The organism is Luteitalea sp. (assembly GCF_022842525.1).
Taxonomy (GTDB): Bacteria; Acidobacteriota; Vicinamibacteria; order Vicinamibacterales; family Vicinamibacteraceae; genus Luteitalea.
In genome coordinates, this window is record NZ_JALHPM010000040.1 from 1 (window position 1) to 15,117 (window position 15,117).

The 15,117-nt window shown below is 69.5% G+C and carries 13 protein-coding genes; 9 read left to right on the top strand and 4 right to left on the bottom strand.

Going from position 1 to position 15,117, the window contains the following annotated elements; genetic code table 11:
- The 6 genes from Q0C41_RS10530 to Q0C41_RS10555 form a co-directional block, all read left to right on the top strand.
- Positions 1 to 974: alkaline phosphatase family protein (locus tag Q0C41_RS10530; protein ID WP_291983534.1), on the top strand; the 974-nt coding region annotated here is incomplete at its 5' end.
- Between the two features lie 853 nt (positions 975 to 1,827).
- Positions 1,828 to 2,364, top strand: a complete 537-nt coding sequence (gene pyrR, locus Q0C41_RS10535; protein WP_291983536.1) for a bifunctional pyr operon transcriptional regulator/uracil phosphoribosyltransferase PyrR — start codon at positions 1,828 to 1,830, stop codon at positions 2,362 to 2,364.
- On the top strand, positions 2,361 to 3,308 hold the full coding sequence (locus tag Q0C41_RS10540) for an aspartate carbamoyltransferase catalytic subunit (protein ID WP_291983538.1): 948 nt from the start codon (positions 2,361 to 2,363) through the stop codon (positions 3,306 to 3,308). Before pyrR ends, Q0C41_RS10540 begins: the two co-directional genes overlap by 4 nt.
- A gap of 8 nt (positions 3,309 to 3,316) precedes the next feature.
- The gene (locus Q0C41_RS10545; protein ID WP_291983540.1) at positions 3,317 to 4,642 is read left to right on the top strand and encodes a dihydroorotase; all 1,326 of its coding nucleotides are present in this window, start codon (positions 3,317 to 3,319) and stop codon (positions 4,640 to 4,642) included.
- Between the two features lie 22 nt (positions 4,643 to 4,664).
- Entirely contained in the window at positions 4,665 to 5,285 is a 621-nt protein-coding gene (locus tag Q0C41_RS10550; RefSeq protein ID WP_291983542.1) for a phosphoribosyltransferase family protein, read from the top strand.
- A gap of 43 nt (positions 5,286 to 5,328) precedes the next feature.
- Positions 5,329 to 6,249, top strand: a complete 921-nt coding sequence (locus Q0C41_RS10555) for a TIGR02757 family protein (RefSeq protein WP_291983544.1) — start codon at positions 5,329 to 5,331, stop codon at positions 6,247 to 6,249.
- Positions 6,250 to 6,360: 111 nt separating this feature from the next.
- Here the strand turns inward: Q0C41_RS10555 and Q0C41_RS10560 are convergent, their stop codons facing one another.
- The 4 genes from Q0C41_RS10560 to Q0C41_RS10575 are packed head-to-tail and all read right to left on the bottom strand — an operon-like array spanning position 6,361 to position 11,101.
- Positions 6,361 to 7,329 carry a DNA-formamidopyrimidine glycosylase family protein gene (locus Q0C41_RS10560; RefSeq protein ID WP_291983546.1) on the bottom strand — a complete coding sequence of 323 codons (969 nt, stop codon included), beginning with the start codon at positions 7,327 to 7,329 and terminating at the stop codon, positions 6,361 to 6,363.
- A gap of 14 nt (positions 7,330 to 7,343) precedes the next feature.
- Positions 7,344 to 8,444: a glycosyltransferase gene (locus Q0C41_RS10565; RefSeq protein WP_291983548.1), complete on the bottom strand. Its 1,101-nt coding sequence runs from the start codon at positions 8,442 to 8,444 to the stop codon at positions 7,344 to 7,346.
- Between the two features lie 13 nt (positions 8,445 to 8,457).
- Positions 8,458 to 9,207, bottom strand: coding sequence for a glycosyltransferase family 2 protein (locus tag Q0C41_RS10570; RefSeq protein ID WP_291983550.1), 750 nt, complete (start codon positions 9,205 to 9,207; stop codon positions 8,458 to 8,460).
- Between the two features lie 52 nt (positions 9,208 to 9,259).
- Entirely contained in the window at positions 9,260 to 11,101 is a 1,842-nt protein-coding gene (locus Q0C41_RS10575) for a TolC family protein (protein ID WP_291983551.1), read from the bottom strand.
- A 100-nt stretch (positions 11,102 to 11,201) separates the two neighbouring features.
- On the opposite strand from Q0C41_RS10575, the gene Q0C41_RS10580 reads away from it, so the two are divergent.
- The 3 genes from Q0C41_RS10580 to truA all read left to right on the top strand — a co-directional run bounded on the left by Q0C41_RS10580 (position 11,202) and on the right by truA (position 15,016).
- Complete coding sequence (locus Q0C41_RS10580; RefSeq protein WP_291983553.1) at positions 11,202 to 13,559, top strand: prolyl oligopeptidase family serine peptidase; 2,358 nt, start codon at positions 11,202 to 11,204, stop codon at positions 13,557 to 13,559.
- 91 nt (positions 13,560 to 13,650) lie between these two features.
- Positions 13,651 to 14,232 (top strand): orotate phosphoribosyltransferase, encoded by a 582-nt coding sequence (gene pyrE, locus Q0C41_RS10585; RefSeq protein ID WP_291983555.1) that lies wholly within the window; start codon positions 13,651 to 13,653, stop codon positions 14,230 to 14,232.
- Position 14,233: 1 nt separating this feature from the next.
- Positions 14,234 to 15,016, top strand: coding sequence for a tRNA pseudouridine(38-40) synthase TruA (truA, locus tag Q0C41_RS10590; RefSeq protein ID WP_291983556.1), 783 nt, complete (start codon positions 14,234 to 14,236; stop codon positions 15,014 to 15,016).
- The last annotated feature ends 101 nt before the right edge of the window (positions 15,017 to 15,117 follow it).

The window sequence follows — 15,117 nt, forward strand, 5'->3', positions numbered from 1 at the left end:
GGGTCTGGGTCGTGCTGCTCGATGGGGCCTCGCTCGATTACGTCTCGCCAGCGGCGGCGCAGGGCCGGTTGCCCAACTTCGGGCGCCTGCTCGATGGCGGCGCCTCGCTCACGCTGTTCTCCATCGAGCCGCGTCGTCCTGCACCCATCTGGGCGTCGGTGGCCACCGGACGGTATCCGCCGGGCACCAACGTCCGGGCCGAACAGCGCTACCGGGGCGGGTGGGCGGAGATCGATCTGCTGCCGCGCTATGTGTTCGCGGACCTCCTGGTGCTCACGGGACTGCTGCGACCGGAGCCGCTGCGTCGGGACGCGCTGCGTGGCGCGCCCCTGTGGGCGATCCTCGACCGGTCAGGGATGCCGGCGGTGACGGCGGGATGGCCGCTGGCGTCGCTGGAGGCCGGGCGGGTCGGCGAGGTGATCGCGGAACGTCGCCGCGACACCGACCCGGTCGCCGCGGATCGGGCGTTGCGGGAGCGTTTCGACGAGGCGCTGCGGCGGTCCAACGTCCAGGTGGCCACCATCCGCTACGCAGCGCTGTCGGCGGGACGCACGGACACCCTGTCGCTCCGGTCAGGACGCTCGGGTCGTCGTCCACTCGACGAGATCTACGACTTCGTGGACGCGGAGGTCGGGTTGGTGCTCGCCCGGCTGGCCCCCGACGACCTGTTGCTGGTGGTCTCCGGGTACCGTCTGGAGTCGCCGAGCCCGGTCGAACGCCTGCGCGATCGGCTGGTGGACGATGCCGGCCTGGCCGCCGAGGCGAGCCGGTCCGACGGCTTCATGCTCGCCTATGGGCGCCACGTCGTTCCCGGGCGCAAGACGGTCGGGGCGATCGTGGACGTGCTGCCCACGGTGCTGTACTACCTCGGCCTCCCGGTGGCGCGGGACATGGATGGCTACGCGCGCACCGATCTCTTCGTGGCGACGCTGACGGCGGAGCGTCCGGTGAGCTTCATTCGGAGCTACGAGTAATTCAGGCTCGCTTCGCTGACATTCAGAATTCAGAATGTAGTGCGGGGCGAACACCGCCATTGGGGCGAGCTGCGAGGAATTGAGGCGGGCTTCGGCGACATTCAGAATGAAGAATGTAGTGCGGGGCGTACACCGCCATCGGGGCGACCTGCGAGCAATTCAGGCGGGCTTCGCTGACATTCAGAATGAAGAATGTAGTGCGGGGCGTACACCGCCACCGGGGCGAACTGCGAGCAATTCAGGCGGGCTTCGCTGACATTCAAAATGAAGAATGCAGTGCGGGGCGAACACCGCCATTGGGGCGAACTGCGAGGAATTGAGGCGGGCTTCGCTGACATTCAAAATGAAGAATGTAGTGCGGGGCGAACACCGCCATTGGGGTGAACTGCGAGCAATTCAGGCGGGCTTCGCTGACATTCAACATGAAGAATGCAGTGCGGGGCGTACACCGCCATCGGGGCGAACCTCGGAAAAATTCCGGCCAGGCTCAAGGACATTCTGGATCGCATCGGGCTCGACCCGGCCGCCTGGACCGAGCAGCTTGAGTGTGCTGCGGGAGCCAGGCGGTGTTGGCCTCGCGCTTCATTCTGAACTCTTGAATTCTGAATTGGCTCGACGGCGAGCCAAGCGGTGTTGGCCCCGCGCTTCATTTCGAATTCTGAATGTCAGCGAAGCCCGCCTGAATTCCTGTATCCTGTCGCCGGCTCTTTAAGCGCGGTCCCGTGAGTCCGCAAAGAGGTCACGCCATGCCCCAGTCCCGTCTTCCGCGCCACCGCGCGGCGCTCCCCTGTCGAGTGTTCGTCGTCGCCGCGCCAGCTCTGGTGCCGGCCAGGCCCGTCTCCGGGAGGGTGCGATGCCCCAGGTGATGGACGCCTCGCGCATCGAGCGATCCCTGGCCCGCATCGCCCACGAGATCCTCGAGCGCAATCGCAGCCTCGGCGACGTCGCGCTGGTCGGCATCCGCACGCGCGGCGTGGTGATCGCCGAACGCATCGCGGCCATCCTCAAGACGGCCGGCGACGTGACCATGCCTGTCGGGTCGCTCGACATCACGCTCTACCGCGATGACTACATGCGGCACCCGGTGGGGCCGCAGCCCGTCGTGCGGAGCACCGACATCCGCTTCTCGGTCGAAGGACGACGCATCCTGCTGGTGGATGACGTGCTCTACACCGGGCGGACGATTCGCGCCGCCCTCGACGCCATCATCGACTACGGCCGGCCCAAGAGCATCCAGCTGATCGTCCTCGTCGATCGCGGACACCGCGAACTGCCCATCAAGGCCGACTACGTCGGCAAGAACCTGCCGACCTCGCACGACCAGAGCGTGCAGGTCCGCCTGGTGGAGATCGACGGCCGCGACGAAGTGGTGCTGGAGGAGGGCGCATGAGTACGCCAGCTCCGGTCACCGGCCTGCGCGGACGTCACCTGCTCGGCATCAGTGATCTCGCGCCCGACGAGATCACGCTCATCCTCGACACCGCCGACGCGATGCGCGAGGTGGGCGAGCGGCCGATCAAGAAGGTCCCGGCCCTGCGCGGCCGCACCATCGTCAACCTCTTCTTCGAGCCCAGCACGCGGACGCGCACGTCGTTCGAGATCGCCGAGAAGCGGCTCAGTGCCGACACGCTGAATCTCGCAGTGTCGACGTCGAGCGTGGTCAAGGGTGAGACGCTGCTCGACACGGTGAGCAACATCGAGGCGATGGCCCCGGACATGCTGGTGGTGCGCCATGCCTCCTCGGGTGCCTGCCACCAACTGGCGCGCCACTGCCGATCGCGCATCGTCAACGCCGGGGACGGCCTGCACGAGCATCCGACGCAGGCCCTGCTCGATGCCTACACGATGCGCAGTCACAAGGGCCGGCTCGAGGGCCTGCAGGTGGCCATCGTCGGCGACCTGCTGCACAGCCGGGTGCTGCGGTCCAACCTGCTGCTGCTGCGCAAGATGGGCGCGACGGTGCGCGTGGCCGCGCCGCGGCCGCTCGTGCCGGTGGGCATCGAGGCCCTCGGGGCCACGCCGTGCCGCACGATCGAGGAGGCCCTCGACGGCGCCGACGTGGTGATGATGCTGCGCATCCAGCTCGAGCGGATGCAGAACAACTACTTCCCGTCGCTGCGCGAGTACTTCACGCTGTTCGGGCTCACCGGGGAGCGGATGGGCCTGGCGAAGCCGGACGCCATCGTCATGCATCCGGGCCCGATGAACCGCGGCGTCGAGATTGCCTCCGAGGTGGCCGACGGGCCGCAGGCTGTGATCCTCGAGCAGGTCGCCAACGGGGTCGCGGTTCGCATGGCCGTGCTCTACCTGCTCGGCGGGGGCAACGAGGAATGATGCAAGCCATGACCTACATCCTCAGGAACGGCCGCGTGGTGGATCCGGCCAACGGTCGCGACGGGATCTTCGACATCGAGGTGCGCGACGGCGTGATTGCCCGCGTCGGCCAGGACCTGCCGATCCCCGAGGGCGCCGAGGTGCTCGACGTCCCGGCGGGGTGCGTGGTGACCCCCGGCCTCATCGACATGCACGTGCACCTGCGCGAGCCCGGCCAGGAGCACAAGGAGACGGTCGCCAGCGGCGTCGCGGCGGCCGTGGCCGGTGGCTTCACCGCCGTCGCCTGCATGCCCAACACGTCGCCGATCAACGACAGCGCCGCCGTCACGCGCTACATCCGCGACAAGGCCGACGCGGCACGCCTGGCGCGCGTCTATCCGATCGGCGCCGCCTCCGTCGGGTCGAAGGGCGAGCAACTGGCCGAGATCGGCGAACTGAAGGCCGCCGGCTGCGTCGCCGTGTCCGACGATGGGCATCCGGTCAAGACGGCGCTGCTGATGCGCCGGGTGCTCGAGTACGCGGGCATGCTCGACGTGCTGGTCATCGACCACTGCGAAGACCCGACGCTCAAGGGTGACGGGGTGGTGCACGAGGGCGCGGTGGCCTCGGAGCTCGGCCTGCGCGGTATCCCCGGCGAGGCCGAGGAGCTGTGGATCGAGCGCGACATCACGCTGGCGGGGCTGACGCGCGTGCCGTTTCACGTGGCGCACCTGAGTACCGCCGGCTCGCTGCGGGCGGTGCGGGCCGGCAAGGCGCGCGGCATCGCCGTGACCTGCGAGGTCGCGCCGCATCACTTCGTCCTCACCGACGAGGCCCTGCGCGGCTACGACACCAACACCAAGATGAATCCGCCCCTGCGACCGCAGGCCGACGTCGACGCCCTGATCGCGGGACTGGCCGACGGCAGCGTGGACGTCATCGCGACCGACCATGCGCCGCATCATGCCGACGAGAAGGCGCTGTCCTACGATCAGGCGCCGTTCGGCATCACCGGCCTCGAGACCTGCGTGTCGCTGACCTTCGATCGGCTCGTCCACGCCGGACACATCGACCTGACGCGGATGGTGGAGTTGCTGTCGGTCAATCCGGCGCGCATCCTCAAGGTCACGGGCGGCGCGCTCAGCGAAGGGGCGCCCGCCGACATCACCGTGCTGGCCCCGGACCTGCCGGTCACGATCCAGGCGTCGTCGCAGCACTCGCTGTCGAAGAACATGCCCTTCGAGGGCTGGCAGCTGCGCGGCGGCGTCGCCGCCACCATCGTCGACGGACGGCTGGTGTATCGCAATCTCGCCGTCGACGGACTTGGCGCGTGGCCATCGGCGTCCGTCCAGTGATCGCCTCGAGGACCCATCAGTCATGACCAAGCGCATCGAGGACGTCCGCAAGCGCGCCCAGCGCATCCTGCAGGGCGCCAACGTCCTCCTCGACGGCCATTTCGACTTCGGCAACGGCTACCACGGGCGGACGTACCTCAACCCGCACATGCTGTTCTGCCAGCCGGCTACCATCTGGCAGCTCGCCCAGGATCTGCTCGACGTCCTGCCCTACGAGGTGTCGCTGCAGGTGCAGGCCGTGGTTGGGCCAGCCACGGGTGGGGCGCTGCTCGCGCACACGATCGCCGGCCTGCTCGACGGGCGCCGCAGCCTGGAGCATCCGCCGTGCGTGTTCGCGCCGGTGCACTTCGACGCTGAGGAAGGCCTGCGCCTGCGGTCGACCTATCGCGCCGTCCTCGCCGGCAAGAAGGTGCTGCTGGCCGACGATGTGCGCAACACGGGCAAGACGTTCGCGCACTGCGCCGAGCTGGTGCGCAAGGCCGGCGGCGAGGTCATCGCCACGGCGCAGATCTACGACCGGATGGCCGCCGTCGTCCAGCTCGACGTGCCCAACGTGGCCCTGCTCGAGTACGACGCGCGCGACATCTACACCTCGACCACCTGTCCGCTGTGCGCGACAGGTGTGCCGATGACGCGGTTCTGAGCGGACGGACGCCTTCCCGAGGCTCTGCCCACGTTCGCGCCCCATGCCTCCCGCCCCGCCTCGCCGCCAGGCACCGCTGCTGCGGCTCACGGCTCCAGCCCTGGCCCGATTCCGCGTCGAACTCGATCGCCTGCACGACGGCTACAACGTGCCGGACTCGGCGGCCGATCCGGTGCAGTTCGTCTGGCGGTACGACGACCCGCGCGATCGCGAAGTGGTGGCCTCGATCGCCTCGGGACTCGCCTTCGGACGGCTCGCCAGCGTCCTGGCCAGCGTCGAGCGCGTGCTGTCCCTGCTTGGACCGCACCCGGCGGCGTATCTCGAGTCCCTCGACATCCGACAGGCGCGTGAAGCCCTCGCGCCCGTGGTCCACCGCTGGACGCGGGGCGACGATCTCGTGGCGCTGCTCGTCGTGCTGCGCGATCTCCGTGCCCGATACGGGTCCCTCGAGGGGGCCTTCGTCGCCGGTGACGACCCGTCGAGTGCTGACGTGTCGACCGGCCTCGAGGCCTTCTGCGCCGCGGCCTGCGCGGTGGACGTGCGCGAGGCCTACGGTGGTGTGCCGCGAGGCCGGCTCGGCGTGCACTACTTCTTCCCGCGGCCGTCGCTCGGCAGTGCCTGCAAGCGCCTCAATCTCTTCGCGCGGTGGATGGTCCGCCAGGATGCGGTCGACCCCGGTGGGTGGTCGAGCGTCTCGCGGTCACGCCTCGTCATCCCGCTCGATACGCACACGATCCGCGTCGGCCGCTGCCTGCGGCTCACCCGCTACACGAGCCCGGGCTGGCGCATGGCCGCCGACATCACGGCCACGCTGCGTCGCGTCGACCCCGACGACCCGGTGCGCTACGACTTCTCGCTCTGCCACATGAGCATGATGGGCGCGTGCGGGTGGGGGAAGCGCGTCGGCAACGCGCATTGCCCGCTCGCCGCGTTCTGTCGACCGATCAGAACAAGGGACGCGTGACAAGGAGAAGAGTCACAAGGGAGACAAGGGACGGGGACAAGGGACGCAAGGGACAGACACAAGGGGCTGCAGAGGCCGCAACCGTCGCCGGGGATCTTTTGTCACTTGTCGCTACGGTTTCGTGTCCCGTGTTCCTGGCCGCCCTTGTGACTGCTCGCTCGTCCCTTGTGCCTTGATCATCCGTACCACCTTGTGCTCCTCGAGCTCGTCGAGCGAGCGCGGCCAGTCCTCGCGCAGCAGGCGCGACAGCGCGCGGTCGGCGAGGAGCTTGCCGCCGGTCTGGCAGGTCGGGCAGTAGTTCGCCTCGTTGGTCGCGTAGACCAGCCGCTGGATGGGCGTGCCGCATCGCGGGCACGGGTGACCGTACCGGCCGTGCGCGGCCATGCCCTCGACGAACGCCGTCACCTTCTCGGGAAAGGCCTCGCCGAGCCGCTCGCGCAACCGCGTGATCCACAGCTGCAGGGTCTCCTGCGTGGCGGCGTGCAGCCGCGCGATGTCGTCGGCGTCCAGCTGATGGGTCTGGCGCATGGGCGACAACTGCGCGGCGTGCAGGATCTCGTCGGAGTAGGCGTTGCCGATGCCGCTGAAGAGCCGGGGGTCGGTCAGTGCGCGCTTCAGCGTGTGCCGCTCGCGGGTGAGCGCCGCCTGGAACGTGCCGAGGTCGGCGCGTAGCACGTCGAGGCCGCCGGGGTCCATGGCCGCCAGCGCCTCGGCGCCGCGGACCGCATGCAACGACGCGCGCCGCTTCGATCCGGCCTCGGTCAGGGTGAGTGCCCCGTCGTCGAAGTCGAACGCCGCCAGCCCAATCTTGCCCGGTACCTTGGCGCCGGCGGCCTTCCAGTGCAGGCGCCCGGCAATCATCAGGTGCAGCACGAGGTAGAGCGACTCGGGGAAGGTGAAGACGAGGCGCTTGCCGAGCAGGTGCACGTCGCGGAGCGGCAGGCCCTCGAACGCGTCGAGCGGTGGGTCCACGGTGCGCAGCAGGAATGGGCTGGCCAGGCGGACACGGACGAGGGGATGACCGACGCAGCGTGCGCCAATCGCCTGCACGTACAGCGAGAGATCCGGCAGCTCGGGCACGTCGGTCGTCCTGATCAGCGCGTCGTGATGACGTCCCGGTAGACCGACACGGTCTGGTTCACCATGTGTTCGACGCTGAAGGTGTGGTGCACCCGCTCGTATCCCGCGGCACCGTACTGGCGAGCCCGCGTCTCGTCCTTCAGCAACGTGACCAGCGCGTCGGCGAGCTGGTCGGCATCGCGAGGCGGCACCAGCAGCCCCGTCTCTTCGTGCACGACCACTTCGGGGATGCCGCCGGTGTCGGTCGCGACGATGGGCCGGGCGCAGGCCATCGCGTCGAGCAGGGACGTGCCCAGGCCCTCCATCACCGAACTCATGACGAAGATGTCGGCCGTCTTCATCAGCGAGAGGACGTCGGTGCGGAAGCCCGGCAGCATCACGTGCTTGTCGAGCGAGAGGTGATGAATCTGCTTCGCCAGGCTGTCGTGCAGTTCGCCCTGCCCGAGAATCACCAGCCGGGCATCGGGCACCACCCGGACGACCTCGGCAAAGGCATCGATCAGGTGCCGCTGGCCCTTGTGCGGGACCAGCGCGGCCACGTTGAGCACGACCGGTGCGCCATGCGGCAGCCAGAACGTCTCGTGCATCGACACCGGCGGGGCGTCGGCCACGTGCTGCAGGTCGACACCTTCGTGCACCGTGACGATGCGCGCCGCATCGATGCCGTCGGCCGCCAGGATGCGCCCGATGGCCGACGAGGCACAGATGAAACGATCGACCTGCTTGTACTTGGCCCGCGACAGCGTGTTGCCGGCCAGCCGGAAGTCCACCCGCCGCGATGCCACCAGCAGCGGGGGCGGCCACGGCATCCGGAACCCGAGGGCCAGCGCGGCCAGCGCGACGCCATGCGGGTCGTGCGCGTGCAGGATGGCGGGATTGAAGGCGCGAATGATGCGCGCCAGCTTCCACGCGGCGTGGAAGTCGATCTCGAACCGCGGCGCGAGCGGCACCAGATCGGGATCCTGCGGCGCCCGTCGTCGCAGCTCCCCGTCCGGATGCGCCACCAGCATCGTCGGATGGCCAAGGGCACGCAGGCCCTTGACCGTGAGCAGCGCCTGGTTCTGGCCGCCACGCCAGGTGCGCGCGGTGTCGATGTGAATCGTGCGGATGGGCATCGTGCGGGGGCGTTCAGGACGCCTGGCGTTGTCGCTCCCAGAGCTTGACGTACTTCTGCAACACGTACACCGCGCCCAGCAGCGACACGATCAAGCCGGGCACGCCGTCACGGACGCCGCCCCGGGCGACGTAGTTGCGCAGGAAGGCCGCCGGTGGGTGCACCAGCAGGTGCCACGCCCGCGCCTGCCGACCCTGCGCCTGCATCTGCGTGGCGGCCAGCGTCGTGTAGTGGTTCATGCGCCCGAGATGCTCGGCGACATCGGCATATGGCCGGTGCTCGATCTCGCCGGACAGGTCCGCGATGGGGCCGTCCACGAGCAGCGCTTCGTGGACGGGACGGTCGTCCCAGCGGGCCCGACGTCGGTCGTACAGACGGACGGCGCGGTCGGGATACCAGTCGGTGGTCCGGATCCAGCGCCCGAGATACCAGGTGACGCGCGGCATCCGGAAGGCGGCCGTCTCGGGCGTCAGCGGCAGCGCGGCGATCTGGTCGCGCAGGCCGTCGGTGATGGCTTCGTCGGCGTCGAGCGAGAGGACCCAGTCGTGGGTGGCGAGGGAGGCGGCGTGGTTCTTCTGGGCGCCGTAGCCCGACCAGGGGTGTGTCTCGACACGTGTCGCGAGGGGGTGCGCCAGGGCGACGGTGGCGTCGTCGCTGCCGCAGTCCACCACGATCCGCTCGTCGGCCCACGCCACGGACCGCAGCGCGCACTCGATGTGCGCGGCTGCGTTCTTCGTGATGAGGATCACCGAGATCGGCGGCACCCGGACAGCATAGAAGAAATGCTGGAATGCCGGAATGCCGCGATGCCGCCGCTTACCGGAACTGCTGGCCGCCGGTGGCGCCGTTGTTGGCCCCTGCGGCGCCAGTGCGGGCCGCCCCGGTCGTCGTCCCGACCGCGCCGGTGCCCGTGGTGCCGCCATTCAGCGTCAGGCTGCCGGCGCCGGCGCCCGAGATGGACGCTTCCTGCGAGGCCTCGAAGTCGACGCGCGACTTCTCGAAATCGAGGATGGCGCGCTGCTCGTTGTTGCGGGCCTCGGCCAGGTCGCGCTGCGCCTGCAGCACGTTGAACGTCGTCGAGAGGCCGACGCCGAACTTCTTCTGCTCGGCTTCGAGGCGGCGCTCGGCGAGGGCGCGAGCGGCCTGCGTGCTCGAGACGCGCCGCAGGTTGGTGTTGACCTGCCGGGCGAGATCGCGCACCTGCTGGACGACCTGACGCTCCAGGTCACGCAACTGGAGCAGGTTCTGATCGTTCTGCAGCTGCTGCCGCTCGACGTTCACCCGGTTGGCGTTGCGCCCGATCGGATAGCGGAAGTTGACGCTGGCCGTCCATGTCGGAAAGGAGAAGCCGAGCACGTCCCTCAGTACTTCGGAGTACCCGATGGACGACGTCGGAATGCCCTGGCCGGGCTCGAGGCCGCCGCCCTGGCGGTCGATGACGGTACCCCCGATGCCGGCCAGTCCGTAATCGATGTTGGCCGTGATCTCGGGCAGGGCCTGGTTCTTGAAGAACCTCAGGCGGATGTCGTTGCTCTCGAGCTGCTTGCGGGCCTGCTGCAGGTCGAGCCGACCGGAGATGGCCTTCTGCACCGCGGCGTCCACGTCCACGGGCGAGGTCCCCAGCGACGGCGGATCTGCCGGCTCGAACGTCGTGGTCCAGAACTCCGCGGTCCGCGGGTCGAGGATCAGCGCGCGCAGGCGATCCTGCGCCTGGGCCACCGTCTGCTCGCCGATGATGACGTTCTCTTCGTTGCCCGCCACCTCCGCCTCGGCCTGGACGATGTCGATCGGGGCCATGGTGCCGACCTCGACGCGCTTGCGGTTGTCGCCGAGGGTCTGGCGCGACAGCTCCAGCGTCTGGCGCTGGACGGCCAGCGCCGACTGCGCGACCACGAGGTCCCAGTAGGCGTTCTTGACGTCACGGATGGTGCTGACCACCGTGTTGCGGAACTGCATCTCGCTGACGGCGAGGTTGTTCTTGCTGACCAGAATCTGCTGCCGGGTGTTGTCGATGCCGCGGCTCTGGAGGAGCGGCTGCGTGAACGAGAACGTCAGGTTGCCCTGCGTATTCGGGTTCAAGGTGGCGAACTGGTTGTTGTTCTTGGTCCGCGACGCCTGGTACCCGAGCGAGTAGGAGCCGCCGGTGGGCAGGAACTGCTCGACGCCGAAGTTGCCGACGAACTGGTCCTGCTTGAAGTTGTCGGCACCCGACTGGAGAATCGTGGCGACCGGCTGCTCGAGGCTCTGGAAGCGGAGCTGCCCGGTCAGGGCCGGCAGCCAGCTGCCGTAGGCCTGGACGATGTCGAGTTCCGAGATGCCCGGGGACATCTTCTGCACTTGCAGCGACACGTTCTGCTGCAGTGCCATCGTCACCGCGTCGTCGATCGAGATGCGGCGGACGGGGCCGATGGGCGCCGTCGGCTCGGTGGAGACCGTGATCGGCGGGGCTGCGGGCGCGGGCGCGGGAGGCACGGTCTGCGCCGAGGCCGCGGTCGCGGCGGAGGCCATCACCAGCGTCAGCAGGCCGCGCCGGACACGAGGGGAAACCGATGGGATCACGGACGTCAACTCCATCTCCTGGGAGAACTGCACGAACTCGCCGAGCCGGGACGGAATGATGAGGTCCGGGGGTGCGGCCGAACCAATAGACGGAATCACGGGGACGACGGTTCGGCGCGCAGTATATCTGGCACAATTCCCGGACGCTCCGGCCGGCCCATGCGTTCCGCGTGGACGTCCGCGCCCGCCCATCCCGTCGATGACCCAGTTTCGCCTCCGTCACCTGTTTGCCGCCGGCCTGCTTGGCACCGCCATGCTGGCCACCCTCGAGGCGCAGACCGCCACGGCGCCACGGCCCGCCGTCGCCGCGACCAGCCAGTTCCCGCTGACCGTCGACAGCATCATGCGGGGGCCGCGCCTGGTTGGCTATCCGCCCACGGGTCTGCGCTGGTCGGGTGACGGCACCCGCCTGTACTTCGAGTGGCAGGACCGCGACGAGGAGGAGTCGGCCACCTGGGTCGTCGCCGCCGATGGCTCGGGCCTGCGCCGCCTCTCCGACGAGGAGCGCCGCCTGGCGCCCCCGGTGACCGGGCAGTGGGACAAGGCGAGGCGTCGGGTGCTCACCGCCGCCCGGGGCGACATCGCCCTCATCGACACGGTGGCTGGCACCCGCACCGAGCTCACCCGGATGACGGGCGGCGAGTCCGCTCCACGCTGGGCCCGCAACGAATCGCACGTGACCTTCGTCCGCGACGGCGGCCTGTATCTGGTCCCCCTGTCGGGCGCCGGGATTCAGCAGATCGCCGAATCGGGCCCGAAGACGCCCGATCCGAAGAAGACTGCCAGCCAGACCGCGCTGGCCGACGAGGAGGCCAGTCTCCTCGAGCACGTGCGCGACGCGAAGCGCCGCCGCGAGCGCGACGAGGCCCGCCGCGACAAGGACGCGCTGCCGAAACTCGAACTGCGTGCCCGCCAGACGGCCAGTGACCTGCAGCTCGACCCGTCGGGCGCGTTCGTCTGGGCGGTGGTCACCGAGCGTCCCGAGTCGGCAAAGACGGCCGATGTGCCCGATTACGTCACCGAGTCCGGCTACGTCGGTGACCTGCCCGGCCGGACCAAGGTCGGCGATGCCCAGGCCACGGTGAGCCTGGCCATCCTGGACCTCGGCCAGCGCAAGACGACCTGGGTGACGCTGCCCGACGCCGGTGGCACCGACAAGACGCCGCGCGAACTGCGCTGGAGCATGCCGGTGCTGTCCGACGATGGCGCCGTGGCGCTGGCGTCCGTCCGGTCCTCCGACAACAAGGACCGCTGGCTGGTGCGGATCGACCCGGCCACGGGCACGGCCAGGGTGCTCGACCACCTGCACGACGACGCCTGGGTGCGGGAAGGCTTCGGCCCTGGACCGTCGAGCTATGGCTGGTTGCCCGGCTCGCACCGCTTCTGGTTCACGTCCGAGCGCACGGGCTGGATGCACCTCTACACGCTCGACGCCGATGCGGGCGGTGAGCCCACGGCCCTGACCTCCGGCGACTGGGAGACCACCGACGTCGCCTCGTCGACCGACCGCCGCACCTTCTTCCTGACCACCACGGAGGTCCATCCGGGCGAGCGCCACCTCTATGCCGTGGGCATCGACGGTGGGCCCCACACGCGGCTGACGACGATGACCGGCGGCAATCTCGGGGAGGTGTCGCCCGACGGCAAGACCATCGGCATGGTCCACTCGACCGGCAATGCCCCGCCCGAGGTCTACGTGTTGCCCTACGGTGGGGCGTCTGCGGCGACGCGCGTGACGACGAGCCCGGCAGCGGAGTGGCGCGCCCACCGCTGGCTGGACCCGCAGGTCATCACGTTCCCGTCGCGCGACGGCAAGACGCTGCACGCGCGCCTCTACACGCCGGAGATGGTCGGGGCGAAGCGCCATCCCTCGCGGCCCGCGGTGCTGTTCGTGCATGGCGCGGGCTACCTGCAGAATGCGCACAAGTACTGGTCGTCGTACTACCGCGAGTACATGTTCCATCACCTGCTCGCGGCGCGCGGGTACGTCGTGCTCGACGTCGACTACCGCGCCAGCGCCGGCTACGGACGCGACTGGCGCACCGCCATCTACCGGCACATGGGCGGCAAGGATCTCGACGACATCGTCGATGGCGCGGCATGGCTCGCGAAGACGCAGAAGGTCGATCCGAAGCGAATCGGGCTGTACGGCGGCAGCTATGGTGGATTCATCACGCTGATGGCGATGTTCACGACGCCGGACGTCTTCGCGGCCGGCGCGGCCCTGCGGCCGGTGACCGACTGGGCCCACTACAACCATCCCTACACGGCCAACATCCTCAACCTGCCGCAGGCCGACCAGGAGGCCTACCGGCGCAGCTCGCCGATCTACTTCGCCGACGGCCTGAAGGGCGCGCTGCTCATCTGCCACGGCCTGGTGGACGTCAACGTCCATGCGCAGGACTCCATTCGCCTCGCCCAGAAGCTGATCGAGCTCCGCAAGGAGCACTGGGAGCTCGCGCTGTATCCCGTCGAGGATCACGGCTTCGAGGAAGCCACCAGCTGGGCCGACGAGTACAAGCGGATCCTCAAATTGTTCGAAAACCACCTGAAGTAACGCAGAACGTCGAACGCAGAAGCACCGCCCCTGCGCCCTGAGCCTCAAGCCGAGCCCTTGGAGCCCCGAGCCCTGAGCCCTGAGCCCTGATATGACCGCAGACTCCGTCCTTGCCCTGTTCCGCCAGCGTGGCGCTCTCCTCGAGGGCCACTTCGTCCTGTCCTCGGGCCTCCACAGCACGGGCTACCTGCAGTGCGCGCTCATCCTGCAGCATCCCGCCGACGCGGAGGCGCTCGGGCGCGCCCTCGGCGAGAAGGTGAAGGCGGCCGGTCACACCGTGGACGTGGTGCTGTCGCCGGCGATGGGTGGGCTGATCATTGGCCACGAGGTCGGGCGGGCGCTCGGCGTGCGGGCCATCTTCGCCGAGCGCGTCGACGGCACGCTGACGTTGCGGCGCGGCTTCCGCATCGATCCCGGCGAGCGCGTGCTCGTGGTCGAGGACGTGGTCACCACGGGCAAGAGCACGCTCGAAACGGTGGTGGTCGCGCAGCATGCCGGCGCGACGGTGGTGGCGGCCGCGTCGATCATCAACCGCGGGGGCGGCGATCAGATGGACCTGCCGTACGTATCGCTGGCCGAGGCGAAGTTCCCGACCTACGCGCCCGACGCCCTGCCCGAGCACCTGCGCGGGGTGCCGGCCATCAAGCCCGGCTCGCGGCCCGGCCAGAAGTAGCGTGCCGAGGGTCCTCCTGCGGGTGGCGTACGACGGCACCGCCTACGCGGGCTGGCAGCGCCAGGACAACGGCCCGTCCGTGCAGGCCGCCCTCGAGCAGGCCCTGACCCCCCTGGCCCGCGGCGCGGTCACGGTGACCGGGGCCGGGCGGACCGACGCCGGCGTGCACGCCGACAGCCAGGCCGCGCACGTCGACCTGCCCGACGGCATCGCCCCCGACGTCGTCGTCCGCGCCACGAATACCCGCCTGCCACCCGACATCCGGGTGCGCAGCGCCGTGCTCGTGTCCGACGAGGTGCATGCGCGGTTCTCGGCGGTGTCCAAGACGTACCGGTATGCCTGGCTGGTGAGCCGGCTGGGCCATCCGCTGCTCGCGCGCACCCACTGGACCGTGCTGCCTCCGCTCGACCTGACGGCCATGGCCCTGGCCGCGGCCCGGCTGGAGGGCACGCACGACTTCGCCGCGTTCCAGTCCACCGGCACCCCCGTGACGAGCACGGTGCGGACGATGACGGGCGTCGATTTCGGCGTTCGTCCGACGATGGATGTGGGACTGCAACTGGCTGAGGACGAACGGGTTGTCGAGCTCGAGCTACGGGGCGACGGGTTCCTGCGCCACATGGTGCGGGCGATTGCCGGCACGCTCCTCGATGTGGGTTACGGCCGTCGTCGTCCGGACGACCTCGAGCGACTGCTCACCGGTGCCCCGCGGGCGGCGGCGGGTCCGACCGCCCCGCCCCACGGTCTCACCCTGGTCCGCGTCGAGTACCCCGACGCCGTGTAGCCGTCGCCCGGAGGTCGACGGCGACTCCCGACTCCCGACTCCCGACTCCCGACTCCCGACTCCCGACTCCCGACTCCCGACTCCCGACTCCCGACTCCCGA